We start from the raw sequence: 24,821 nt of genomic DNA, 5'->3' as shown, positions 1-24,821 counted from the left end.
GGGGCCTTCCGCGGCCCCCGAAGTGGTTTGCCTTCCCTAGCGGAATGCGCGGGCCGCGCAACAGGTTGCCGCAAGCGATTAGAGGCTCTGCATAGCTATGCGAGCGGCAGATCTTGTCATTACTCGTCGAGGGGGACGATAATTTCGTCCGGCGCGGCGACGCCCAGTTCCTTGCGCATCATTTCCCCGGCCAGATCCGGGTCGACGCGGTCACCGTCCAGGAGCCTGGCGCGATTGCGCAGGGCGTCGCGCTCCTCCTGCAGCTTCGCCAGCTCGATCTCGCGTTCGGCCAGCCCGGTTTTGTAATCGCTCCAGGCGAGGATACCTGTCGGCCCGAGCATGGCATAAGCCGCGATGGCGAGCAGCGCCATCAGCGCTAGGCCAGGGCCAAGCGCCGAATAAAGCAGTGACTGGATCTTCGGGCGGCGGCGCATCATCACTGGCAACTGAATCATACACGCCGGGCAATGGCAAGATTTTAGCGCTCGATCGCAGGTCTCACACGGTCAGCGAGCCGTACGCGTATTCGCCGGTAGGCAAGAGCCAAGATGATTTCGGTTCGGCAACGGAACAAGCTGCAGCAGGCTTCGTTCGAGAGACAAACCATCCATGCGGACGGTGACCGAGACCAGATGGTTGCCTCCGCCTAATGAAAGGACCGAACACATCATGGCGAACGAGACCAGCGAAAGCTCCGCACGCACCGCCCGCGTTCAGCAGGCCGCAGGCACCACTTCGGCAACGCCCGCGACCAGCGCCGCGGCGTCTTCCGGCGACACGGCCAGCGAAAGCAAAACCGAGAAGGCCAAAGCAGCCGCGTCGGACGTCAAGAGTTCTGCCAAAGAACAGGCCCTTGGTTTGAAGGATAAGGCGCTGTCTTCTGCACGCAGCGCAGCAACCGACGGCAAATCCAAGGCCGTCGAAAAGGTGGGCGGCGTCTCGAAGGCCATTCAAGCCAGCGCCAGCAAGCTCGACGAGGACGTCGGCCAGACCTATGGCGATTTCGCCCGCTCTGCCGCGAAATCGATCGACGACATTGCAGCCCAGCTCGACGCCAAGGATATCGATGAGCTGCTGGAAGACGCCAAGGCGTTCGTTCGCAAGAGCCCTGCTATCGCCATCGGCATCGCTGCGGCCCTCGGATTTGCAGCCTCGCGCGTCGTCAAATCCGGCCTCGATCTCGACGACAACGTTTGAGATTGATGCGGGCAGAAACGGCGGGGCCAGGGAATGAGTGATATCGCAGAAGCCGATCATTATCGAGACGGACCGACGCGCGAGGACATACCGCCTCCCGTCGGTGAGACGTTGCACGAGAATGTCGATCGATTGGTGGGCGATGTCAAAACGCTGATCGGCGCGGAAAAGGCCTATTGGGGTGCCAGGCTGCGCTATTCCAAGTCGCTGGCGAAGCAGGCCGCTTTGCTGTTCGGCGCGGCAATTGCGCTGGCTGCCTCGGCATTCACCGCCCTCATTCTCGGTACGCTACTCGTGCTATCGGCGCGGGTCGGGCCGATCTGGGCAACGGTGATCGTGGTGTTGGTCACGCTGACAGTCTCCGGACTGCTGGCATGGATCGCTCTTAAGCGCGCCAGAAAACTGGCAATCCCAACACCAAGTCATGGCAGCCGCGATGAAGAGGATGAGCTATGACCGCACGTCGTGAACGGGTCGCCGAACTCGACATCGCCCGAAAGGCGGTGCGCCGAAAGCTGAAGCGCAGCATCAGTACCGCGAAGCAGGAAATCACCCCCGGCGCGCTGGTTGGCCAGTTCAAGCGCCGCAAGCGCAGCCAGGTGGAACGGCTGATTGCAGATGCCAAGGCGGAGGCGGTTCAGAACCGTGATCCGATCCTGCTTGGCGGCCTTGCCGCATTGGCTGCCGGACTGATCGCCCATTCCGTGCGGCGCTGGAAGCGGCATCACCGCCGCCATGTCGCCGAACCCGCGCCGCTTACCAAAAATTTTGATGGAGAAAGACTATGACCGAACAGAGCAATCAGGACGGCGAAGGCCGCGTGAAGCATGCCGCGAATTCCGCGAAGGAAAAAGCTGGTCACGCCTATGACAGCAGCCGTGACGCGGTGAAGCGTGGCGCAGAAAACACCAAGGTAAAAGCGCGTGAGCTCGGCCACAAGTCGGGGGCGCAGATCGAGAAGAACCCGTTGGCCGTACTTTTCGGCGGTCTTGCCATCGGCGCTGCGGTTGGTGCGCTGCTTCCGCGGACGCGCAAGGAACAGGAATATCTCGGCAAGACGGGCCGCGACCTCAACATGCGCGCGAAAAGCGCGTTCGAAGCTGCCAAGGAATCCGGCAGCCAGCAGATCGATCAACTCGGCCTGAGCGGCGATGCGGTGAAGAACCAGTTCAAATCGCTCGTCGACAAGGCTGGCGGTGCCGCGAAGACAGCCGGCAAGGCAGCGGCCGAAGGTGCCAAGCATCCCGATAAATCGGCAGTCGCCAACGCTGAAGGTGCCTGAATAACGTACTCCGATGGCATTCTCTCGGGAATGTTTTGAGGGCTGTCTTGAATCGGAAAGGCCGCGCTGGTAACGGCGCGGCCTTCAACACGTTTCAAAGAACGGATGCCGATCATGGCCAAGCTTCATCTCGTCTTCGGCGGCCGGGTCTCTGATCCGCGCGTGCTGGAATTCGCCGATACCGACAAGCTCGATATCGTCGGCATTTTCCCCAATTACGAAGAGGCCGAAGAGGCTTGGCGCTCGGCGGCGCAGCGCACCGTGGACGATGCGGAGATGCGCTATGTCGTAGTGCATCTGCACCGGCTGCTGGAGCCCGGCGATCCGGCGAATCCGTGAGGCAGCAGACCCTGATCCGTTCAGGCCTTCCGGTAACGCAGGATCAGTAGCGGCCGCGAGAGCACCAGCCCGACGATAAAACCCGCAATATGCGCGGCGATGGCAATCTGAATGCCGTCGCCGCCGAATGCGAAGGCCATCATCAGATTGAGGCCGATCCAAAGCAGCAAAAGTTGCGCGCCGCGCGCGATCTCGGCGGGCAAGGGGCCGACCGGCTTCGGCCTGTTGCGCGCAAATAACACCATATAGCCTGCGATAATCGCGGCGATCGCGCCGCTCGCCCCCAGGACGGGATTGAGCGAGCCCGGAGACCAGGCCGTTTCGGCGAGACCACCCGCAATCGCCCCGGTCAAATAGACCAGTCCCATCAGTTTCCAGCCCAGCGCCAGTTCAACGAAGCGACCGCAGAAAAACAGGATCAGCATATTGAACAGCAAATGGCTGAAATCGATGTGCAGAAAGGCGTGGGTCAGCAATGTCACCCATGCCGGCCACCAGAAATCATAAGCGCCCGCACTGCCCAGCGCGCCAGTGAGACGCGCCGGAATCAGCGCGCCCTCGACCACCGCTTGCTGCTGGAATCCACCCAACCAGACGAGCACGAAGATCAGCACATTGATGCCGACCAAAATGTTGGTCAGCGGCCCTTTCGGCATGTTCATCGGGCGGGCTCCATCGTCCGGGCCGCGATGAAAATCAGATGAACTCGATCTTCTCGATGAGGTAATATTTGTCGCCCGACGGGACAGTTACCTCAACTTCCTCGTCCACCTTCTTGCCGATCAGCGCGCGGCCGAGCGGGCTGGAATAGCTCAGCTTGCCCTGCTTGGCATCGGCTTCCGCCTCACCCACGATCTGATATTTGATCGGCTTGTCATTCTCGTCGAGCATGGTGACGGTGGCGCCAAACACCACCTTGTCACCGGATAGTTCGGACGGATCGATCACCTGCGCGCGGCTGAGCTTGTCTTCGATATCGGCGATGGACGCCTCTACCTGCCCCTGACGTTCCTTGGCGGCATGATATTCTGCGTTTTCGGAGAGATCGCCATGCGCGCGCGCCTCCTCGATCGCATCGACGATCAAAGGACGCTCCTCCTTCAGCAGCTTCAGCTGCGCACGAAGCTTTTCCATTCCCTCTGCCAACATCGGCATCTTATCGAACGTCGCCATGGCGGCATCCTTCACGTCTGAATCTAAAACCAAATCCCCCGCGGCTGGCCGGTGCCATCCGCACGCAGTTCGCTAAATTGTAAGGGAGTTACTGCGACCGCGAATAATAGTCCTGAAGTGAGCGAACTTCAAGGTGGTGTGACTTCAACGCCCGGATTGCCCCCATCGCGGCGACGCCCGCTGCTGCCGTGGTATAGCTTGCGACGTTCTGTCGCAGCGCCGAACCGCGGATGCTGGCGCTGTCTTTCAGCGACTGCCAGCCCTCGGTCGTGTTGAAGATCATATCCACGCTGCCGTCCTTGATACGGTCGACAATATGGGGCCGTCCCTCGGCCACCTTGTTCACATGCTCCACCTCAAGCCCCTCCCCTTGCAGGAAAGCCGCGGTGCCGCCGGTGGCGATCACCTTGAAGCCCAGCTCAAGCGCGTCGCGGACGGCGGGCAGGATCACCGGCTTGTCGCTGTCTTTCACCGACACGAACAACGTGCCTTCCATCGGCAGTTTCATGCCCGCGCCGATTTGCGACTTGGCGAATGCGGTTGCGAAGTCACCGTCGATGCCCATCACTTCGCCGGTGGACTTCATCTCCGGGCTCAGCACCGGATCGACGCCGGGGAAGCGCGCAAAGGGGAACACCGCCTCCTTCACCGCAACATGGCCGATGTCGAGATCAATCGCGGGCAGATCGGCCAACTTTTCGCCCGCCATCACGCGCGCTGCGATCTTGGCCACCGGCACGCCGATCGCCTTGGCGACGAAGGGCACGGTGCGGCTGGCGCGCGGGTTCACCTCAATGAGGTACACCTCGCCGTCCTTCACCGCGAACTGCACGTTCATGAGACCGCGCACGTTGAGGCCGAAGGCCAGCGCCTCGGTCTGACGGCGGATCTCGGTGATGATGCCGGCGGGCAGGCTGTGCGGCGGAAGCGAACAGGCGCTGTCGCCCGAATGGACGCCGGCTTCCTCGATATGTTCGAGCACGCCCGCGACCACCACCTGATCGCCGTCGCAGATCGCATCGACATCCACCTCGGTGGCATCGCGCAAATATTGGTCGATCAGGACGGGGCTGTCGCCGGACACCTGCACTGCGGTCTCGATATAGTTTTCGAGCTGTTGGGGGCTGTCGACGATCTCCATCGCGCGGCCACCAAGCACATAGCTCGGACGCAGCAGCACCGGATATCCAATACGCTCCGCCCCGGCGAGGGCCTCCTCCAGGCTGCGTGCAATGCCGTTCTCTGGCTGCTTCAGATCGAGCTTGCGGATCAGCTTCGCAAACCGCTCCCGGTCCTCAGCCAGATCGATCGCGTCGGGATCGGTGCCCAGGATCGGAATGCCCGCATCCTCCAGCGCCTGCGCAAGGCCGAGCGGCGTCTGTCCGCCGAACTGCACGATGACACCCTTCAGCGTGCCCTTCGTCTGCTCGATATGCAGCACTTCCAGCACGTCCTCGGCGGTCAGCGGTTCGAAATAGAGCCGGTCGGACGTGTCGTAATCGGTGCTCACCGTTTCCGGATTGCAGTTGATCATGATCGTCTCGTAGCCGGCCTCCTCCAGCGCGAAGCAGGCGTGGCAGCAGCAATAGTCGAACTCGATCCCCTGCCCGATCCGGTTCGGCCCGCCGCCCAGGATCACGACCTTCTCGCGGTCGGACGGTTCGGCTTCATCCTCCGGTTCACCGAAGATCGGCGCTTCGTAAGTCGAGTACATGTAAGGCGTGGCGGCATCGAACTCGCCCGCGCAGCTGTCGATGCGCTTGTACACGGGCCGCACGCCAAGCTTGTGCCGCAGCGCGCAGACTTCCGCCTCGTTAGTTGCCCCCGCCATTGCCTGGATGACCGAACCGATCAGCCCGCGCGACTGGGCGACGGTGCGCCCCGTGCCGTGCGCGACGTGGACCGAATCGACCGCGAGGTTGGCAAGGCGGCTGTCGGAAAAGCCCATCGCCTTCAGCCGGCGCAGCCCGGCCGCGTCGATCGGCAGGCCGTTCTCCTCGATCTCCGCTTCGGCTTTGATGATCGCCTCGATCTGGCGCAGGAACCACGGATCATAGAAAGTGATCGCGTGGATTTCCTCCACGGTGAAGCCCTCGCGCATCGCCTGCGCCACCACCAGAATCCGCTGCGGCGTTGCCTTGGACAGCGCCTCCACGATCCGCTCCCGGCTGATGCCCTGAATGTCACGGACGCGGTTGAAGCCATCGAGCCCGGTTTCCAGGCCGCGCAGCGCCTTTTGCATACTTTCGGCAAAGCTGCGGCCGATCGCCATCACCTCGCCCACCGACTTCATCGAGGTGGCGAGATAGGGCTCCGCGCCCTTGAACTTTTCGAAGGCGAAGCGCGGGATCTTGGTGACGACATAATCGATCGTCGGCTCGAAGCTCGCAGGCATCGCGCCGCCGGTGATGTCGTTGGCGATCTCGTCCAGCGTATAGCCCACGGCCAGCTTCGCCGCGACCTTGGCGATCGGAAAGCCGGTGGCCTTGGAGGCGAGCGCAGAGCTGCGCGATACGCGCGGGTTCATCTCGATCACGACCAGGCGGCCGTCCTTCGGATTGACCGCGAACTGCACGTTCGATCCGCCGGTTTCCACGCCGATCTCGCGCAGCACCGCCAGCGATGCGTTGCGCATGATCTGATATTCCTTGTCGGTCAGCGTCAGCGCCGGCGCGACGGTGATGGAATCGCCCGTATGGACGCCCATCGGATCGACATTCTCGATCGAGCAGATGATGATGCAGTTGTCGTTCCGGTCCCGGACGACCTCCATCTCATATTCTTTCCAGCCGAGCACCGATTCCTCGATCAGCACCTCGTTGGTCGGGCTGGCATAGAGGCCGCCGCGCACGATCTCCTCGAACTCTTCGCGGTTATACGCGATGCCGCCGCCGGTGCCGCCCATGGTGAAACTGGGGCGGATGATCGCGGGCAGGCCGGTGCGCTCCACGGCTTCCAGCGCCTCTTCCATCGTGTGCACGGTGGCCGAGCGCGGGCTTTCCAGGCCGATCTTGTCCATCGCCTCGCGGAAGCGCTGGCGGTTTTCCGCCTTGTCGATCGCGTCCGCCTTGGCCCCGATCAGCTCCACGCCATATTTTTCGAGCGTGCCGTCCTTGTCGAGCGCCAGCGCGCAGTTGAGCGCGGTTTGGCCGCCCATGGTGGGGAGTACGGCGAGCACCTCGTCCGGACGCTCGGCGCGTTCCTTGGCGATGATCTTGGCGACCATCTCGGGCGTCACCGGCTCGATATAGGTGGCATCCGCCATGTCCGGATCGGTCATGATCGTGGCGGGGTTCGAGTTCACGAGGACGATGCGATAGCCCTCCTCGCGCAGCGCCTTGATGGCCTGCGTGCCCGAATAGTCGAACTCGCAAGCCTGCCCGATAATGATCGGCCCGGCGCCGATGACGAGGACGGTGTTTATGTCAGTGCGTTTGGGCATTATTGGTGCTCGCGGTTCGGAATTGCTATGTTTGCTATGAGTTTGCGCTTCTGCAATTCGCTAGACGCGCACATTGCGCCTTCAAATGACGTCGTGCTCGGCGCCCAAATTGCCAATTCGTCAGGACGATCCCCTGTAACCACAGTCCAGTATGTCAGACCGGCGCGCTCCATCTCCTCTCGCTCATCATCGCGATGCAGAGATAACTCGAAAGAATCACAACTTTTTTTAATGTCATTAAAGTCAGAGCGCACCATCATTCGCTTACCGAAAGATCCACAACCCGCGAGCACTACCCCTAGGACTATCGTCGCAGCAAACGACCGAACTTTCACCTTAGCCCTCCCACGAACTTCTCGAACAGATAAAAACTGTCCTGTGGGCCGGGGCTGGCTTCCGGGTGATACTGGACGCCAAACACGCGGCCGCCCCTCGTCTCCAGCCCGCAATTGGTACCGTCGAACAGGCTGACATGCGTTTGGCTCACGCCCTCGGGCAGCGTGTCGCCATCCACGGCAAAACCGTGGTTCATGCTGGTGATCTCGACCACGCCGTCCTCGAGGCGCTTCACCGGATGGTTCGCGCCGCGATGGCCCTGGAACATCTTGGCGGTTTTCGCGCCGAGCGCGAGGCCGAGCAGCTGGTGGCCGAGGCAGATGCCGAAGATCGGCATGTCGCGCTCCAGCAGCCCCTGGATCACCGGCACGGCATATTCGCCCGTCGCCGCGGGATCGCCGGGGCCGTTGGAGAGGAACACGCCGTCCGGCTTCAGCGCCATGATATCGTCGAGCGAAGCGCGCGCCGACACCACGGTGACGCGGGCGCCTGCGCGCACGAGGTTGCGGAAGATGTTGCGCTTGGCGCCATAATCGATCGCCACGACATGGGGCGCGCCATCGCGCGGGCTATCAGCAAAACCGCTACCCAGTTCCCAGGTGCCGCCCTTGTCCCACAAATGGGTTTCCTCGCCGGTCACCTCGCCCGCCAGGTCCTGCCCTTCCAGCCCGGTCCAGTCGTTCAGCGCCTTCATCAGCAGATCGCGGTCGAACAGGCCTTCCTTGCTGTAGGCGATCACCGCGCCCGGCGCGCCTTCGCGGCGGACAAGGCGGGTCAGCGCGCGGGTGTCGACGCCGGACAGGCCGATCAGCCCCTCGCCCGCCATCCAGTCGTCGAAACGCTGGGCATGGCGGAAGTTGCTGGGCGCGGTCACGTCTTCACGCACCAGACAGCCGAGCGCATGGGCGTGATCCGCTTCCACATCCTCGTCGTTCGCGCCGACATTGCCGATATGCGGGAAGGTAAAGGTGATGATCTGCCCGGCATAGCTGGGGTCCGTCATCACTTCCTGATAGCCGGTCATTGCGGTATTGAAGCACAGTTCGCCCACGCGCATGCCTTCGGCGCCGAAGCCCTTGCCCCAGACGGCGCGGCCACTGGGCAATAACAGCAACCCCGTGGCACCGGGCGGAGCGTCGGGAATGCCGGTATCGGACATGGGGCGAAATCCTTGTTTTGCGCGTGCGATCGGGCCGCGCTCGGCGGCCTTTCGAAGTGGCGATGGGCTACAACCGGCAGGGCTGCACGGTCAATCTAGGAAAGATCGGGGAAGGCCGCTATGGCGGTACTTTATTTCTCACGACATTTCCGGAGCTGAACCCATGATTCGCGATGAGCTGAAGGCTGCCCAGATCGCCGCCATGAAAGGCGGGGACAAGGAGCGCTTGGCCGCGGTCCGCCTGATGCTGGCCAAGGTAAAGGACCGCGATATCGAACTGCGCGGCAAGGAACCGGGCGACGACGATGCGATGGTGATCGACGTGCTGCAGAAGATGGCGAAGCAGCGCCGCGAATCGATTCAGATGTACGAAGATGGCGGGCGCGATGAGCTGGCCGCCGCCGAACGCAGCGAACTGGCCGTGATCGAACAGTTCCTGCCCGCGCAGATGAGCGAAGACGAAACGCGCGCGGCGATCGAGGGGATTAAAGCGGATCTTAACGCTTCGGGCATGAAGGATATGGGCCGCGTGATGGCCGAGCTGAAGGCGCGCCACGGCACCGAGCTCGACATGAGCCGGGCCAGCGCGCTCGTGAAGGAGAGCCTGTCATGAAGCCAATCGTCCTTACCGCCCTTGCCGCTTCGCTGGCGCTCACCGCCTGCGCCCGCGCCGACGATGTCGATAACGAAAGCAACGCAACGAGCGAGGCAAAGGAAGCCGCGCTCGAGGCGCAGACCGAGGATTTCGTGATCAATGCCGAGGATTTCGGCCGGGAGCAGCTGGGCGGCAAGATCGAAGGACCCGCCGGGCCTGAAGTCGAAGCCTCGCTGCTGATGGCCGACGGCACCTCGATCGGCGATATCCGCAGCTATGTCGCCTGTCCCGAAAATATCAGCGTGTGCGATCCGGCGAAGCTTCCGGCGGACACGATCTACACCTATGTCCATGTCGTGACGCCGGGCGTGGACGAGCCCAATGACGATGCGATCGGCACGCCTAAAGCGATCAAGCCGGTCGCCAAATCGGTGACCTTCCGGACCGACATGCCGGCGGGCGGTTTCGTCGGCCATGCTGGCTATTCGCTGGAACAAGCGCGCGCGGCGCTGGGCCCGCAGGGGACGTTCACCGTCTCGTGCAACGAAGGCAAGCTGGTATGGGAAGTGGCCTCCGGAGAATTCTGGGGCACGGGTGAGCCGGTCACCTTCTTCTGGAAATCCAGGAAGCCGCCGCAGGGCCCGGCCAAGGCCTATGGTTTCGACGCGGACGGATTTACGGCGAACGGGACCGGCCCCTTCCCCGCCCCGCAAGCGGATGGCGACGCGACCGGTTGCACCTGATTTCGCGCCGGGGCGGCAATGCCGCCTTGGCGAATCCCGGGGGGCTGCCTAGACTGTCGGCATGACCCTTTCCCCGCAATGGCTCGACCAGCTCAAGGACCGGATCAGCCTGTCCTCGCTGATCGGCCGATCGATCAAACTCACGCGCGCGGGGCGCGAATATAAGGCGTGCTGCCCGTTCCATAACGAGAAATCGCCCAGCTTCACGGTGGTGGAAGAAAAGGGCTTCTACCACTGCTTCGGTTGCGGCGCGCATGGCAGCGCGATCGACTGGATGATCCAGCATCAGGGGCTGGACTTCATGGAAGCCGTCAAGGCGTTGGCGGACGAGGCCGGCATGGACGTGCCCGCCCCCGATCCCCGCGCCGCGCGGCAGGCGGAAAAGCGTGCCAGCCTGCATGATGTGATGGAGGCGGCGCAAACGCGCTACCGCGACAAGCTGGGCGGCCTGGAGGGCGCAGGCGCGCGCGCTTATCTGGAACAGCGCGGCTTTTCGGGCGAGATCGTCAAGAACTTCGGCTTCGGTTTTGCGCCGGACGAACGCGGCGGTACGGAGCGCGAACTCTCGCGATACGAAACGCCGCAACTGATCGAGGCGGGTCTGCTGATCGATGTGGAGGGCAAGCAGCCCTATGATCGCTTCCGCGGTCGGCTGATGATCCCGATCCGCGACATTCGGGGCCGCGTGATCGCCTTCGGTGGCCGGATTCTGGGCGACGGCACGCCCAAATATCTGAACTCGCCGGACACGCCGCTGTTCGACAAAGGGCGCACGCTCTACAATTTGGACAAGGCCGCGCCTGCCGCGCGCCAGACCGGGCGGATGATCGTGGTCGAAGGCTATATGGACGCGATCGCGCTCGCCCAGGCGGGGTTCGTCGATGTGGTCGCCCCGCTCGGCACCGCGCTTACCGAAACGCAGATCGAGCTGCTGTGGAAGCACACCGAATGTCCGGTGCTCTGCTTCGACGGGGACAGCGCAGGCCAGCGCGCGGCCATGCGGGCCGCCGAGCGTGCGATGCCGCTGCTGCGCCCTGGCCACAGCCTTGCCTTCGTGACGCTTCCCGCTGGACAGGACCCGGACGATCTGGTGCGCAGCGCCGGCCCGCGCGCCTTTGCAGAGCTGCTGGAACGCGCAGAGCCTCTGGTCGAGCGCCTATGGAATCACGAACGCGCCGCCGCCCCGCTCGCCACGCCCGAACAGCGCGCGGCGCTAAAAGCCCGGCTGAACGGGCATGCGGCAAACATTCGCGATGACGACATTCGCCATCATTATCATGCGGCCTTTCGCGAACGGCTCGATTCGCTCTTCGCGCGCCAGCAGCGTCCGCAAGGTCGATACGAGCGCGGTAACAATGCGCGTCCGGGCCGCGGTCCGTGGCGTCCTGCGCCCCGCCCCGCCTCGGCCGCGTTGAAAGGCTTCAACGCGGCCAGCTTCGACCATGCCATGGCTTGCGCCGTGGTAGCAGGGCTCGAGCGTTATCCCGACATCGCCCATTCGCATTTCGAAATTCTCGGCGATTTTCAACCGGCGGACGCGAAATTGGCCGAGCGCCTGGACGCGCTGCTGTCCGTTCCGGCAGCCCGGCACGCCAAAGGGGTTGATCAACGTGGGGATTATCCCATATCAGCCGCAGCTGGATTGTATAATAGAGCGCAAGGGCCGAACGGGGCCGAGCCGCTGATCTTTTCCTTCAATCGGCCAAACACACCCGGCGCGGCTCCTGATGGGGTCGTCGAACGGGCAAAGCGGGATTTGTGCGAAGCTATTCGCGTCATGGTGGAACGCCCCGCGATCGAGGCCGCGCTGGAACGCGCGACCCGCGCCGCGGAAACGAACCTGACCGAAGATAGTTACGCAGAACAACAGAGACTGCGCGCCGTGCGGGAGGAATTCGACCGTCGGCTCGCCGACCTTATGCAGGATGAGGGCTAACCCCCTCCCCTCATTGCAAATTGAGAGAGTAGAGCATTGGCAACTCGGGCGAAGAAGAACGAAGCGAACGGTGATGCGGATAATGGCGATGCACCGCTGATCGACCTCAACGACGCGAAAATCAAAAAATTGCTGAGCCGCGCTAAGAAGCGCGGATATCTCACTTATGATGAGCTGAACGACGCGCTGCCGCAGGACCAGATGAACTCAGAGCAGATCGAGGACGTGATGTCCGCGATCTCCGAGATGGGCGTGAACATCGTCGAAAATGACGAGGAAGCCGCCGAGGAGCCTGAAGACGAAGTCGAAAGCGTCGACGCCAAGGATTCCGCCGACAAGAAGGGCGCGGACAAGAAAGCCGCTGTCAAAAAGCCCGCCGCGGGCGAGCGGACGGACGATCCGGTGCGCATGTACCTGCGCGAAATGGGCGCGGTCGAACTGCTGAGCCGCGAAGGCGAGATCGCCATCGCCAAGCGGATCGAGGCTGGCCGGGACACGATGATCCTGGGGCTTTGCGAATCGCCCATCACCTTTCACGCCATCATCGAATGGTCCGCCGCCCTCAATGAAGGCGAGATGCAGCTTCGTGAGATTCTCGATCTCGACGCCATGCTTTCCAAGGAGCCTGCTCCGGAGAATATGGAAGAAGACGAGGACGACGACGGCGAGATCAGTGAGAAGACTGCCGGACCGTCCTATAAGGATGAAGAGGACGAGGAAGATAATTCGGACGAAGGCGACGACGAGGATGAAGACGGCGCTTCCGCACGCAAGAAGCGTGAGGATGAAGAGGACGAAGAGGACAACACCCTCAGCCTAGCGCAAATGGAAGAGACGCTGAAGCCGGGCGCGCTGGAGCGCTTCGCGCGGATCGAAGACCTCTTCCGCAAATTCTCCAAGCTGCAGGAAACGCGCATGAACGCGCTTGGCGTCGGTAATGATCTGAGCGCCGCGCAGGAGAAGAAGTACCACCAGCTGCGCGAAGATCTGACCGCCGAGGTGGAATCGGTACAGTTCCACGCGACCAAGATCGAATATCTGGTCGACCAGCTTTATGCATTTAACCGGCGCCTTACCACGCTGGGCGGCCAGATGCTGCGCCTTGCCGAGCGCCACAAGGTGCCGCGCGGCCAGTTCCTGGAGCAGTATGTCGGCCATGAGCTGGATGAGAACTGGCTCGAAACGGTCTCTGGTATCGACCGTAAGTGGAAGAAATTCGTCGATAACGAAGCCGATGCGGTTGACCGTATCCGTACCGAGATCGGCGATATCGCGTCGGCCACCGGCATGTCCTTGGGCGAATTCCGCCGCATCGTGAATATGGTGCAGAAGGGCGAGCGCGAGGCACGCATCGCCAAGAAGGAAATGGTGGAGGCGAACCTGCGCCTCGTGATCTCCATTGCCAAGAAATATACCAACCGCGGCCTGCAGTTCTTGGACCTTATCCAGGAAGGCAATATCGGCCTGATGAAGGCGGTGGACAAATTCGAATATCGTCGCGGCTATAAATTCAGCACCTACGCGACGTGGTGGATCCGGCAGGCGATTACCCGCTCGATCGCCGATCAGGCGCGCACGATCCGTATCCCGGTCCACATGATCGAGACGATCAACAAGCTGGTGCGCACCAGCCGCCAGTTCCTGCACGAGCAAGGCCGCGAGCCTACCCCGGAGGAAATGGCTGAGCGCCTTTCCATGCCGCTGGAAAAGGTTCGCAAGGTGATGAAAATCGCCAAGGAACCGATCAGCCTCGAAACGCCGATCGGCGACGAGGAGGATTCGCATCTCGGCGATTTCATCGAGGACAAGAACGCGATCATTCCGGTGGACGCGGCGATCCAGTCGAATCTCAAGGAAACGGTCACCCGCGTCCTTGCCAGCCTCACCCCGCGTGAAGAGCGCGTGCTGCGTATGCGCTTCGGCATCGGCATGAATACCGATCATACGCTGGAGGAAGTGGGCCAGCAGTTCAGCGTGACCCGAGAACGTATTCGCCAGATTGAGGCGAAAGCTTTGCGCAAGCTCAAGCATCCGAGCCGCAGCCGTAAGATGCGCAGCTTCCTGGACCAGTAATCCACAGGCTATCCACCAGTTGCCCACTGGCTGAGACGCGTTGGTAACTGCCTCTTTAGCATTGCGGCGTAGTTTTGCCGTGGCCCCGGCGGCAGCTTTTTGCCGCCGGTTGGTCTGGAGGGACGGGACCGCTCGTGACAGCACAGCAGCAATTCGATGCCCCGATCGGGGCGGGTGACCGGCTTATCGCCCTGAAGCAGAGCGAGGGGCACGCCTCGGCCGCGCATTATCAAGCGCTGCTCGCGAACGCGCAGCCACCCGAACTGGCAGACCTCGTTCACTTTCTGTGCCTGCTTCACGGGCGCAGGCCGGGCGTTATCGATCACGCCGCCAGCACTGCAACGGGCGACGAGCGCGCCTGGCTTGACGATGCAGCCGACGCCTTCATGAAGGAGCGGCTCTATATCACCCGGCTTACCGTCGATGCGGGGCCGGTGACGGGCGTATCCGAAGACGATCATAGCGAGGCAGCCGCTGTGGAGCTGCGCGGTTCCTTCCAGTTGCTCTCCCGCTCAGAAAGGCGGGGCTGCGCCGTTGGCGCGGCGCTGGCGTTCGCGCTCGACTGGCCGGATCTGCGCGCCATACTCGATCCGCTCGCTCGTCGCCTGGGCATCGATCCGCCGCTGTGCGCGCTGCCGAGAGAAAGGGAAGTGCGCGATTTGGCCGAAAGCCTTTCCGCCACACCGGCCGTTTCGCGCGCGATGATGTTCGGCGCGGATCAGCTATTTCAGCTTCAGCGCGGTGCTTGGCGTCTTCTAGCGGCCCGGGCCAGACTGCGCGCGCAATAAGGTTCTTGCCCGAGCCCGCTTGCATGCAAGGAACGCGCACCTTAACCCGTCCTCAAACGATACCGATCAAGGACGGACTATATGCGTTTCGAGGGCACCCAGGACTATGTCGCCACCGATGATTTGAAGGTGGCCGTTAACGCCGCGGCCACGCTGCGGCGCCCGCTTTTGATCAAGGGAGAGCCGGGGACAGGCAAGACTGTGCTTGCCGCGGAAGTGGCCAAGTCCATGGGCGCGCCGCTGATCGAGTGGAATATCAAATCCACCACCAAAGCGCATCAGGGCCTATATGAATATGATGCCGTGGCTCGGCTACGCGACGGCCAGCTTGGCGACGAACGCGTCCACGATATTTCGAATTACATCAAGCGCGGCAAGCTGTGGGAAGCGTTCACCTCCCCTGAAATGCCGGTGCTTCTCATCGATGAGATCGACAAGGCGGATATCGAATTTCCGAACGACCTGCTGCAGGAACTCGATCGGATGGAATTTCACGTCTACGAAACCGGCGAAACGGTGAAGGCGGCCGAGCGGCCCATTGTTATCATCACGTCGAACAACGAGAAGGAACTGCCCGATGCGTTCCTGCGGCGCTGTTTCTTCCACTATATCAAATTTCCGGACCGGGAGACGATGCAGGCGATCATCGACGTGCACTTCCCCGACATCCAGAAAATCCTTGTGCGCAAAGCAATGGATATCTTTTACGAGGTGCGCGACGTGCCCGGCCTGAAGAAGAAGCCGTCGACCAGTGAGCTGCTGGATTGGCTCAAGCTGCTGCTGGCCGAAGACATGCCGCTCGACGTTCTGCAATCGAAGGACTCGACCAAGGCGATCCCCCCGCTCCACGGCGCTTTGCTGAAAAACGAACAGGACATCATGCTGTTCGAACGGCTCGCCTTCATGGCGCGTCGTCAAGGCGGCTGATTTAGCGCAACCGGTTCAGGCGTCGTGCCTCAATCCGCTGGCAATCAGCGTGGGCGAAGAATGGTGCGCGTCGATTTTGTAACCGATTTCGAAGTCTCCCCAGCGCGTGCCATCGATGATGAGCGGCATGTACACATTGCGCACAACCAGATATTCCCGGCCATCTCCCTCCTGCCGATAAACCGCCATCATATAGGGCGCGGTGCTCGCCTTGGCTTTTCGGTCAATCGGATACATAATGATGCGCCCGTTACGGCAATATTCGGTGTCATGGGTGAGATCACCCGTGGGCGCGCGCGAATGTCGGCTGAGATGCGTCGGCAAATATCCATTGCGGTCGGTACAGGCGCAAGCCAAAATCCTAGGATCCGAGGCTGACACATCGTCGAGAATGGGCCGCCAGTGTATATCGGCCCAGTCGCACAAGCCCGTCCGGTAGCGCTGTGGCTTGCTGTTTACGATCGGTTTGTAATCCGTATCGAACAGGTCTGATCGTGCCAGTTTGCCGTTCGCAAGGGCCTCTTCGGTAAGCGCCGCGATCTTCTGCGCGACATCCCAGGCTCGGGTCACAAGCTCACTGTCCTCGGGCGCCAGATCTGCTTTCACGATGCTATCGAACATCTCGTTCGCAGTCATCTCCAGCCGTCCGACGCGTTCATAGGCGTCCGCCAGCTTGTCATTATTGTCGGATACCGCGGTGTCGAAGGCACCCAGTACGTTGCGAAGTTTTTCGACGTGGCTGCTGATGGTACTTGTCGCCTGCACGATATCGTCGTTCTGCCGATCAACTTCCAGCACCAGATCGGTAACGCTCGACAGCGTTCCCTCGATACGGCCGATCGATTTCTGAACGGTGTCGCTCGACTTCGTTCCGCGCTCGATCTTGGCGATCACCTGCTCTGCTTCGCTGCCGAGCGATTCGATCGTGTGCGAAATATCGTCTGTCGCCTCGCGAGTTCCGCGGGCCAGTTCCTTCACTTCGCTGGCTACGACCGCAAAAGTGCGTCCTGCCTCACCGGCTTTTTCCGCTTCGATGGCGGCATTCAGCGCCAACATGTTCGTGGTGCGCGCAATTTCATCGATCGTCTGGGAGCTGCGTTTGACCTGATCCATGGCCGAGGCGAAGCCGGATACGTGATCACCCAGCGCCGAAACGAGTTCCAACAGCCCTTCGATATGTTCGAGTGACCCGCGAATGAGCTGTGCCCCTTCCGCAAGACGCTCACGCGCGCGCTCGGAAAGCAACCGTGCCTCGTCGCTGGCATCGACCACCTGCCGCTGGTCTGCCTCAAGCGCACCGACCGTATCGATCAGCGCTCCATGCTCGCGCCGCAGCCGCTCCGATGATGCAATAACGGTTTGAACGATACCGGCGACATCGCTGCAACCAACCGTGACCTCGCCGCAACTTGCCGGAATCTGCGCAAGCGCTTCGCTAGCGGAGGTCTGGATGATCTCATGCTTCACTGGTAACGTTCCCCTTGTACTCCCGACGACTGCTAGCCTCCAGATGGTTAGCGCCGCGTAAACGCAGAATAGGAATTCCGAACAATGTTCTTCGCCTTCATGGACGAACTGCGCACCGCCGGGATCGGGGTGACGTTGAAAGAACATCTGATGCTGCTTGAGGCGCTGGAGAGCGAGGTGATCGAGCGACGGCCCGAGGAGTTCTATTATCTTGCACGCGCCACCCTGGTGAAAGACGAAGGCAAGCTGGATCGCTTCGATCAGGTATTCTCCAAGGTATTCAAGGGTCTGGAGACAAACTATGGGACCGAGCAGCAGGATATTCCGCTGGATTGGTTGAAAGCTGTCGCGGAAAAATATCTGTCTCCGGAAGAAATGGCGGAGATCGAAAAGATCGGCGACTGGGACGAGCTGATGGAGACGCTCAAGAAGCGCCTGGAGGAGCAGGAGGAGCGCCACCAGGGCGGCAACAAGTGGATCGGCACCGGCGGCACCAGCCCTTATGGAAACTCGGGCTACAATCCGGAAGGCGTGCGCATCGGCGGAGAGTCACGTCACAAAAAGGCGGTGAAGGTCTGGGACAAGCGCGAGTTCAAAAATCTCGACAACACGCGGGAGCTGGGCACCCGCAACATCAAGGTGGCGCTACGCCGGCTGCGTCGGTTTGCGCGCGAAGGCGCGGCGGAAGAGCTGGATATCGACGCGACCATTCGCGGCACCGCCAAGCAGGGCTGGCTCGACATCCACATGCGGCCCGAACGGCATAATGCGGTGAAGCTGCTGCTGTTTCTGGACGTCGGCGGATCGATGGATCCCTTCGTGAAGCTCACCGAAGAGCTGTTCAGCGCGGCGACGAGCGAGTTCAAGAATCTGGAGTTCTTCTACTTCCACAACTGCCTTTACGAAGGTGTATGGAAGGACAACCGCCGCCGCTTCACCGAACGCACACCGACCTGGGATATCCTGCACAAATATGGCCATGACTATAAGGTGATCATCGTCGGCGATGCGTCGATGAGTCCCTATGAGATCAGCCATCCAGGCGGCAGCGTCGAGCATTTCAATGAGGAAGCCGGCGCCGTCTGGCTGCACCGCCTGACCAATACCTATCCCGCCACCGCCTGGATCAACCCGGTACCCGAGCGGCAATGGGGCTATTCGCAGAGCGTGAAGATGATCCGCGATCTGGTGGACGGCCGCATGTATCCGTTGACGCTGGATGGTCTTGACGATGCGATGCGCGAACTGAGCCGCAAGCAGGGGCAATAGTCTCAGCGCAGCGATCGATATCCCAGACCGCCGCTTCCGACAAACTTCCTTATAGCGCCTTCGGCTTAGCGTTTCCTAACGAACTCCGCACGCAGGACGAGGCCCTTGATGCCGGGATATTTGCAGTCGATCTCCTGTGCATCGCCGGTCAGGCGGATGCTTTTAATCACAGTGCCCTGCTTCAGCGTCTGGCCCGCACCCTTGACGTCGAGGTCCTTGATCAACGTCACCTGATCGCCATCGTTCAATAGATTGCCGACGGCATCGCGCACCTCCACGGATGTAGTATCCTCCGCTGCGCTTGCGGCCTGTTTCGCGGCGAACTCAGACGCCGGCATCCACTCGCCGCTGTCTTCGTCATAAACATATTCATCATCGGCCATTAAGCGCCTCAATAGACAAGAAAGTCGTGTCTAGCCGCGCACCATGCCGCCTCATCGCCATGTGTCAGCGCGTCAAGATCGCTCGGCGTGGATTGTGGGTCGTCGACCCATTCGCGCAAAGCGGGTCCGCCATTGATGATGTCGATGGCGAGATGGCCCTCGGTATATTCATATTTGAAGTCCATACCACGCCACAGCGGATAGTCCGGGTAGAGCCGCCGGATCGCCTTGAAGGCGAGGGCCTGGAGGCGCCAGGGCCGGAACGCGGCATGATCGTAGAAGCGCGCTTCCGGGTGAATGTGAACCCCGTGGCACAGTTGTCCGGCATGCTTGTGGAACGTCGGCTCGAACCAGATTTCCCGCAGTGCGCAGCCTTCCAGCCATTCCGATGCGGCCGTGCGCATCACATCGATCACGGCGCGCGCATCGATATCCGGTGCGCCGAAGATCTCGAGCGGGCGGGTCGTCCCCCTGCCCTCGCTCAGCGTCGCGCCCTCCAGCATCACCGTTCCAGCGTAGCTGCGGGCCATGGACAGGTTCGGCGCATTGGGGCTGGGGTTGATCCAGATGCGGCTTTCCGGCCAGCCGAAACCCGGTGCGTCATCCGGCTGCCAACCCTGCATCTCGACGACGCGATAATCCACCTCGATCCCGAAATGATCGATGAACCAGCGCCCCATTTCACCCAGCGTCAATCCGTGACGCATCGGCATGGGCGCGGCGCCGACGAAACTTTCGTAGCCGGGACGCAGCGTCAACCCCTCGACCGGGCGACCCGCCGGATTGGGCCGGTCCAGCACCCAGATTTCCTTGCCATGCTCGGCGCAGGCTTCGATCATGTAGAGCAGCGTCGTGACGAAAGTGTAGATGCGGCAGCCGAGATCCTGAAGATCGATCAGGACCACATCGAAGGTGCTCATTGACTGGCCGGTCGGGCGGCGAACGTCGCCGTAGAGGCTGAATACCGGGATGCCGTGGACGCGGTCGGTCTCGTCCGGCGTCTCGACCATATTGTCCTGCTTATCGCCCTTCAGCCCATGTTGCGGGCCGAAGGCAGCGGTCAGATTGATGTCCTCACACCCCGCCAGCGCGTCCAGCGAATGCGTCAGGTCCGTGGTCACGGATGCCGGATGCGCCACCAGCGCCACGCGTTTGCCTTTCAGCGGCGCGCGCAGTTCGGGTTCACTCAGAAGGCGGTCGACGCCGAATTTGATCTCGCTCAAACCAATATACTCCATCGCTCCGGCGATCCGCCGCAGACCAGTGATTGCAAGGGCGGCGACTCAGGCCGGCAGCTTGAGCACGAAACTGCCCGGATCATGGAAATCCGGCTGCGCCCCGGGATGGGCGAGCGCCCAGTAGCTTTTATCGCCGTCCACCGTCTCGATTACCGCCGAAACCGCCGCTTCGAGCGCCTTGACCCGCCATTCAAAGGGAAGCACCAGTTCCGCCTCCAGTGCAAAATGGCTCGCCGAAGCATCAAGGCCGATCACGGGCGGTGCCGGTAATTCCAGCGGCGTCATCGCCTCGCGCACATCCATGAAGCGATAGGCCGCCCAGCGATAAGACGGCGAGAAATTGAACTCCTCATAGGCGCTCTCGCCCGGACGGCGCAGGAACAGTTCGAAACAGGTGGTCTGCCAGAGATCATCCGCGCGCGCCGCCTCGGCCGGGTCCGGCAGCGCCAGCCGCTCCTCGGCGATCTCGAGATGATAGCGCAGCTTAAGGCCGCTGGTTGTGCGCTCGATCGCGACGTCCAGGCTGATGTCGTTCGGAACAGGCCCATTGGGATGGGGCGACAACGCCAGGGTCTCGTGAGGCTCAGACGGAGTGAAGGATTGGGTCATCCTCACGTCATAGAGCTTTCCCGTCCGGCTGTCGAAGCCGTTCGGTGAGCGCGCCATGCAAAGATTTTTCCTGCCTTAGCGTGGCCCGATCCCTCTTGGCCCCACCGCGCCGCCGATGTAACCGTTCGCCCATGAACTATTCGTCCGATCTTCTTCGCACGCTTGATGAGCGCGGCTACATCCACCAGCTGACCGATGCCGAAGGGCTCGACGCGCTGGCGAGCAAGGAGATTGTGCCGGGCTATATCGGCTTCGATGCGACCGGTCCGTCGCTCCATGTCGGCCACTTGGTCTCCATCATGATGCTGCGCCAGCTTCAACAAGCCGGACACAAGCCCATCGTGATCATGGGCGGCGGGACCACCAAGGTGGGCGACCCCTCCGGCAAGGACGAGAGCAGGCAAATGCTCTCGGATGATCAGATTTCGACCAACATCGCCTCGATCCGCCAGATTTTCGAACGCTTCCTCACTTTCGGTGACGGCCCCACCGATGCCGTGATGATCAACAATGACGATTGGCTGGGTCAGCTCGGCTATATCGAATTGCTGCGCGATGTCGGACCGCACTTCACCGTCAACCGCATGCTCACCTTCGATAGCGTAAAGCTTCGGCTAGACCGGGAACAGCCGCTCACCTTCCTCGAATTCAACTACATGATCCTCCAGGCCTTTGATTTCCTTGAGCTGTCGCGCCGCCATGGCTGCCGCCTGCAAATGGGCGGATCGGACCAGTGGGGCAATATCGTCAACGGCATGGAGCTGACGCGCCGGATCGATGGGACGCAGCTGTTCGGGCTGACGACGCCGCTCATCACCACCGCAGATGGCCGCAAGATGGGCAAGACGGCGAGCGGCGCCGTCTGGCTACGCTCCGACATGCTGAGCCCTTATGATTACTGGCAGTTCTGGCGCAACACGCAGGATGCCGATATCGGCCGCTTCCTGCGTTTGTTCACGGACCTTCCGCTGGACGAGATTGCGCGTCTGGAAGCGCTGGAGGGCGCAGAGCTGAACGAGGCCAAGAAGCGCCTGGCCGACGCGGCCACCGCCATGGCACATGGACAAGACGCTGCCGAGGCGGCGGCGGCCACCGCGCAGGCGACGTTCGAAGGCGGCGGCGCTGGCGAAGACCTCCCCACCATCGCGATCACCGATCCGATCAGCATTCTGCACGCTTATCTGGAGCTCGGTCTCGTTGCCTCGAAGAAGGAAGCCCGGCGGCTGATCGACGGCGGCGGCGCGCGACTGGATGGCGAACCGGTCGATGATGTGAACCTCATGATCGAGCCTGGTGATGAGCCTCGGCGGCTGTCGGCGGGGAAGAAAAAGCACGGACTCGTGACGAAAGGCTGACGGCGGCGGCACGGCGGCGGCGGTAAGACTCTGTTCGCTAAAACGCTTAAACGCGGCTTTACCAGGCCGTTACACAGTCGAAGCTCCGATGAGCGCCTCGACTGAAAGACACCATCCATGCCGAATGCCGCCCTCGACAATTTCGATCTCCGACAGGCCGCGCGCCACCGTGCGGATTTCAAGACGATTATGGAGAGGACCGCGGGGCGCGAGCATTTCTCGCATATCTGCAATATCTCGGCCAACGGGTTCATGATCGACGATGCCGAGGATTTGAGCCGGGGCGACAGGGTTTCGGTACGGCTTCCGGTCATTGGACGCATCGAAGCGCATTGCGTCTGGGCGGTCGATACGCGCGCGGGTTTTCAGCTGGAGCGCATTATCCGCATGCCGGATTTCATCGCGATGCTGGACGACCTTCAGAACCCCCGCTGAGGCGTTCATCTGGCCATCATCAACCTGAGCGCAGGGTCCTGACTGCGCTGTCCCGCTCGAACAGATAGAGAGCAATTCGCGCCGCTTCTCCCCGCGCGCCTTCCAGTCCGCCGTCGCGTTCGATCAGCATGCGCGCATCATCGCGGGCGTAGCCGATCAATTCGCGCACCTGCTCCTCGCTCGCTACGGAAAAGCCTTCCTCGCCGGACTGGCGCGTGCCCATCAGTTCTCCTGCGCCGCGCAGCTTCAGATCCTCTTCCGCGATACGAAAGCCGTCATTGGTCTCACGCATCAGTGCCAGCCGCGCGCGCGATGTCTCGCTGAGTTGCCCGGTGCGCAGCAGCAGGCAGGTGGATTTGGCGCTCCCCCTCCCGACCCGTCCGCGTAGCTGATGGAGCTGCGCCAGGCCGAAGCGGTCCGCGGCCTCAACGATCATCAGCGACGCGTTGGGCACGTTAACCCCCACCTCGATCACCGTGGTCGCCACCAGCAGCGAGAGCACGCCGCTGGCGAAGCGCTCCATCACCGCGTCTTTTTCCGGGCCTTTCATGCGCCCATGGACTAGGCCGACCTTATCGCCGAAGCGCAGCCGCAGCATAGCCGCCCGCTCCTCGGCCGCTGCGAGATCGCTTGCATCGCTCTCCTCGACCAGCGGGCAGACCCAATAGGCCTGACCGCCGCTTTGGATATGACGACCGATACCGTCCACCACCTGCGGCAGGCGCTCGTCCGAAACCACCACCGTCTCAACGGGAGTCCGCCCCGGCGGCAGTTCGTCGAGCAGCGACACCTCCATCTCACCATAAAGCGCGAGCGTGAGGGTGCGGGGAATCGGCGTAGCCGTCATCGCCAGCAAATGCGGCGGCCGCTCGGCCTTCTGCGCCAGCAGTAATCGCTGCGACACGCCGAAGCGGTGCTGCTCGTCGATCACGATGAGGCCGAGCGCCTTGTAGCGCACCGCCTCCTGAAAGATTGCATGCGTGCCGACCAGGATATCGATCGATCCGTCGGCAAGCGCCATCAGAGTGGATTCGCGCACGCGCCCTTTATCGCGACCGGTCAGAATTTCGATCTGTACCGGCAGCGATCCTGCCAGCTCCCGCAGGCTTTCCAGATGCTGACGCGCAAGAATTTCCGTCGGCGCGAGCAGCGCGGCCTGTCGCCCCGCCTCAACCGCGCGGAGCATCGCGATCAGCGCCACCGCCGTCTTGCCCGAGCCGACATCTCCCTGCAGCAGCCGCAGCATCGGGCGTTCCTGCGCCAGATCGCCCTCGATCTCCCGCACCGAGCGCGCCTGCGCACCGGTCAACGCAAACGGCATTTTCAGCGCATCGACCAGGCGCCCGTCGCCCCGGATGGGATAGGTCTTCCGCCGGTCGCTGGCTGCACGGACCAACAGATAGGCCAGCTGATTGGCAAACAGCTCGTCATAGGCGAGCCGCTGTCTGCCAGCCTCGCCATCCGGGCCATGAGCGGCTGTCAGCGCAAGGCGCCAGTCCGGCCAATCGAACTTTGCTTTCAGGCTGGGCTCAATCCATTCGGGCACCTGGGGGGCGCGCTGCATCGCATTTGCCACCAGATCGCCCATGCGCCGGTTCGATATGCCATCGGCCAGCGGATAGACCGGCTCCACCAGCGGCACCGCCCCACCCTCTTCCAGAACCTCCGGATGAATGATCTGGCGTTCCTGGCCATAGGCTTCCAGCTTGCCGGTGATCCGCCGCGTCTCGCCGACCGGAAGCTGTTTTTTCGCCCAACCCGAATTGCGACCGAAAAAGACCAGGCTGATGACGTCCCCGCGCGTGTCCGCCGCGTGAATGCGCAAGGGGCTGCGCGCGCTGCCACCGCTGCGGTGGTCGAGCACGTCGATGGTGACGATGACGGTCTCGCCGATCTGCGCGTCGTCCAATCCTTCGATCGCGCGCCGATGCACGAAATAGCTTGGAAAATGAAACAGCAGGTCCTTCACCCGCTCCAGCTTCAGGCGCGCGAGCGGCTTTGCCAGCGCGGCACCGATGCCCTTCAGGCTGGTCAATTCGGCGAACAGTGGATTGAGAATATCGGGCCGCATGATT

General features: G+C 62.0%; 24 protein-coding genes. 14 read left to right on the top strand and 10 right to left on the bottom strand.

Translation table 11 applies throughout. From position 1 onward, the window contains the following. Positions 1-119: 119 nt before the first annotated feature. Positions 120-455 carry an FtsB family cell division protein gene (locus tag I6A82_RS09630; RefSeq protein WP_232343389.1) on the bottom strand — a complete coding sequence of 112 codons (336 nt, stop codon included), beginning with the start codon at positions 453-455 and terminating at the stop codon, positions 120-122. 214 nt (positions 456-669) lie between these two features. On the opposite strand from I6A82_RS09630, the gene I6A82_RS09625 reads away from it, so the two are divergent. The 5 genes from I6A82_RS09625 to I6A82_RS09605 all read left to right on the top strand — a co-directional run bounded on the left by I6A82_RS09625 (position 670) and on the right by I6A82_RS09605 (position 2,818). Continuing rightward, a complete protein-coding gene (locus I6A82_RS09625) occupies positions 670-1,197 on the top strand; it encodes a hypothetical protein (RefSeq protein WP_198094692.1) in 528 nt (175 codons plus the stop codon). 33 nt (positions 1,198-1,230) lie between these two features. Beyond that, entirely contained in the window at positions 1,231-1,653 is a 423-nt protein-coding gene (locus I6A82_RS09620) for a phage holin family protein (protein ID WP_198094691.1), read from the top strand. Further along, a complete protein-coding gene (locus I6A82_RS09615) occupies positions 1,650-1,985 on the top strand; it encodes a hypothetical protein (protein WP_198094690.1) in 336 nt (111 codons plus the stop codon). Before I6A82_RS09620 ends, I6A82_RS09615 begins: the two co-directional genes overlap by 4 nt. Next, complete coding sequence (locus I6A82_RS09610) at positions 1,982-2,479, top strand: YtxH domain-containing protein (RefSeq protein ID WP_198094689.1); 498 nt, start codon at positions 1,982-1,984, stop codon at positions 2,477-2,479. The genes I6A82_RS09615 and I6A82_RS09610 overlap by 4 nt, the downstream gene beginning before the upstream one ends. A gap of 114 nt (positions 2,480-2,593) precedes the next feature. Further along, positions 2,594-2,818 (top strand): DUF4170 domain-containing protein, encoded by a 225-nt coding sequence (locus I6A82_RS09605; RefSeq protein WP_187336094.1) that lies wholly within the window; start codon positions 2,594-2,596, stop codon positions 2,816-2,818. A gap of 20 nt (positions 2,819-2,838) precedes the next feature. On the opposite strand, the gene I6A82_RS09600 is transcribed toward I6A82_RS09605, so the two are convergent. From I6A82_RS09600 to carA, 4 genes are all read right to left on the bottom strand, one after another. Continuing rightward, entirely contained in the window at positions 2,839-3,480 is a 642-nt protein-coding gene (locus tag I6A82_RS09600; RefSeq protein WP_198094688.1) for a rhomboid family intramembrane serine protease, read from the bottom strand. 34 nt (positions 3,481-3,514) lie between these two features. After that, positions 3,515-3,991: a transcription elongation factor GreA gene (greA, locus tag I6A82_RS09595; RefSeq protein ID WP_187336092.1), complete on the bottom strand. Its 477-nt coding sequence runs from the start codon at positions 3,989-3,991 to the stop codon at positions 3,515-3,517. An 88-nt stretch (positions 3,992-4,079) separates the two neighbouring features. Continuing rightward, a complete protein-coding gene (gene carB / locus I6A82_RS09590; protein WP_198094687.1) occupies positions 4,080-7,433 on the bottom strand; it encodes a carbamoyl-phosphate synthase large subunit in 3,354 nt (1,117 codons plus the stop codon). A gap of 331 nt (positions 7,434-7,764) precedes the next feature. Continuing rightward, entirely contained in the window at positions 7,765-8,928 is a 1,164-nt protein-coding gene (gene carA, locus I6A82_RS09585) for a glutamine-hydrolyzing carbamoyl-phosphate synthase small subunit (RefSeq protein ID WP_198094686.1), read from the bottom strand. Positions 8,929-9,091: 163 nt separating this feature from the next. Here carA and I6A82_RS09580 point away from each other — a divergent pair, with 163 nt between their 5' ends. The 6 genes from I6A82_RS09580 to I6A82_RS09555 all read left to right on the top strand — a co-directional run bounded on the left by I6A82_RS09580 (position 9,092) and on the right by I6A82_RS09555 (position 15,990). Continuing rightward, entirely contained in the window at positions 9,092-9,541 is a 450-nt protein-coding gene (locus I6A82_RS09580) for a GatB/YqeY domain-containing protein (RefSeq protein WP_187336088.1), read from the top strand. After that, positions 9,538-10,266, top strand: a complete 729-nt coding sequence (locus I6A82_RS09575; protein WP_198094685.1) for a hypothetical protein — start codon at positions 9,538-9,540, stop codon at positions 10,264-10,266. Before I6A82_RS09580 ends, I6A82_RS09575 begins: the two co-directional genes overlap by 4 nt. 61 nt (positions 10,267-10,327) lie before the next feature. After that, a complete protein-coding gene (gene dnaG / locus I6A82_RS09570; RefSeq protein ID WP_198094684.1) occupies positions 10,328-12,202 on the top strand; it encodes a DNA primase in 1,875 nt (624 codons plus the stop codon). A 36-nt stretch (positions 12,203-12,238) separates the two neighbouring features. Continuing rightward, on the top strand, positions 12,239-14,275 hold the full coding sequence (gene rpoD, locus I6A82_RS09565) for an RNA polymerase sigma factor RpoD (protein WP_187336085.1): 2,037 nt from the start codon (positions 12,239-12,241) through the stop codon (positions 14,273-14,275). 134 nt (positions 14,276-14,409) lie between these two features. Continuing rightward, entirely contained in the window at positions 14,410-15,063 is a 654-nt protein-coding gene (locus I6A82_RS09560; protein WP_198094683.1) for a DUF6975 family protein, read from the top strand. A gap of 81 nt (positions 15,064-15,144) precedes the next feature. Next, entirely contained in the window at positions 15,145-15,990 is an 846-nt protein-coding gene (locus I6A82_RS09555; RefSeq protein WP_198094682.1) for an AAA family ATPase, read from the top strand. Positions 15,991-16,005: 15 nt separating this feature from the next. On the opposite strand, the gene I6A82_RS09550 is transcribed toward I6A82_RS09555, so the two are convergent. Continuing rightward, positions 16,006-17,457 carry a methyl-accepting chemotaxis protein gene (locus I6A82_RS09550; protein ID WP_332310956.1) on the bottom strand — a complete coding sequence of 484 codons (1,452 nt, stop codon included), beginning with the start codon at positions 17,455-17,457 and terminating at the stop codon, positions 16,006-16,008. Between the two features lie 84 nt (positions 17,458-17,541). On the opposite strand from I6A82_RS09550, the gene I6A82_RS09545 reads away from it, so the two are divergent. Further along, positions 17,542-18,726: a vWA domain-containing protein gene (locus I6A82_RS09545; protein ID WP_198094680.1), complete on the top strand. Its 1,185-nt coding sequence runs from the start codon at positions 17,542-17,544 to the stop codon at positions 18,724-18,726. Between the two features lie 65 nt (positions 18,727-18,791). Here I6A82_RS09545 and I6A82_RS09540 read toward each other — a convergent pair whose 3' ends face one another. The 3 genes from I6A82_RS09540 to I6A82_RS09530 form a co-directional block, all read right to left on the bottom strand. Beyond that, positions 18,792-19,109 (bottom strand): alkylphosphonate utilization protein, encoded by a 318-nt coding sequence (locus I6A82_RS09540; protein ID WP_198094679.1) that lies wholly within the window; start codon positions 19,107-19,109, stop codon positions 18,792-18,794. An 8-nt stretch (positions 19,110-19,117) separates the two neighbouring features. Continuing rightward, positions 19,118-20,323, bottom strand: coding sequence for an exo-beta-N-acetylmuramidase NamZ family protein (locus I6A82_RS09535; RefSeq protein WP_198095574.1), 1,206 nt, complete (start codon positions 20,321-20,323; stop codon positions 19,118-19,120). A 69-nt stretch (positions 20,324-20,392) separates the two neighbouring features. Beyond that, positions 20,393-21,013 carry a DOMON-like domain-containing protein gene (locus I6A82_RS09530; RefSeq protein WP_198094678.1) on the bottom strand — a complete coding sequence of 207 codons (621 nt, stop codon included), beginning with the start codon at positions 21,011-21,013 and terminating at the stop codon, positions 20,393-20,395. Between the two features lie 74 nt (positions 21,014-21,087). On the opposite strand from I6A82_RS09530, the gene tyrS reads away from it, so the two are divergent. Both tyrS and I6A82_RS09520 read left to right on the top strand, forming a co-directional pair. Next, entirely contained in the window at positions 21,088-22,311 is a 1,224-nt protein-coding gene (tyrS, locus tag I6A82_RS09525) for a tyrosine--tRNA ligase (protein ID WP_198094677.1), read from the top strand. A gap of 117 nt (positions 22,312-22,428) precedes the next feature. Further along, entirely contained in the window at positions 22,429-22,746 is a 318-nt protein-coding gene (locus tag I6A82_RS09520) for a PilZ domain-containing protein (RefSeq protein ID WP_187336075.1), read from the top strand. A 19-nt stretch (positions 22,747-22,765) separates the two neighbouring features. On the opposite strand, the gene recG is transcribed toward I6A82_RS09520, so the two are convergent. Then, positions 22,766-24,817, bottom strand: coding sequence for an ATP-dependent DNA helicase RecG (gene recG, locus I6A82_RS09515; protein ID WP_198094676.1), 2,052 nt, complete (start codon positions 24,815-24,817; stop codon positions 22,766-22,768). Positions 24,818-24,821: the final 4 nt, after the last annotated feature.

This window comes from Novosphingopyxis sp. YJ-S2-01 (assembly GCF_016093175.1).
GTDB classification, from domain to species: domain Bacteria; phylum Pseudomonadota; class Alphaproteobacteria; order Sphingomonadales; family Sphingomonadaceae; genus Novosphingopyxis; species Novosphingopyxis iocasae.
Note: the sequence above shows the minus strand (reverse complement) of the source record. Positions and strands in the feature narration are given on the sequence as shown.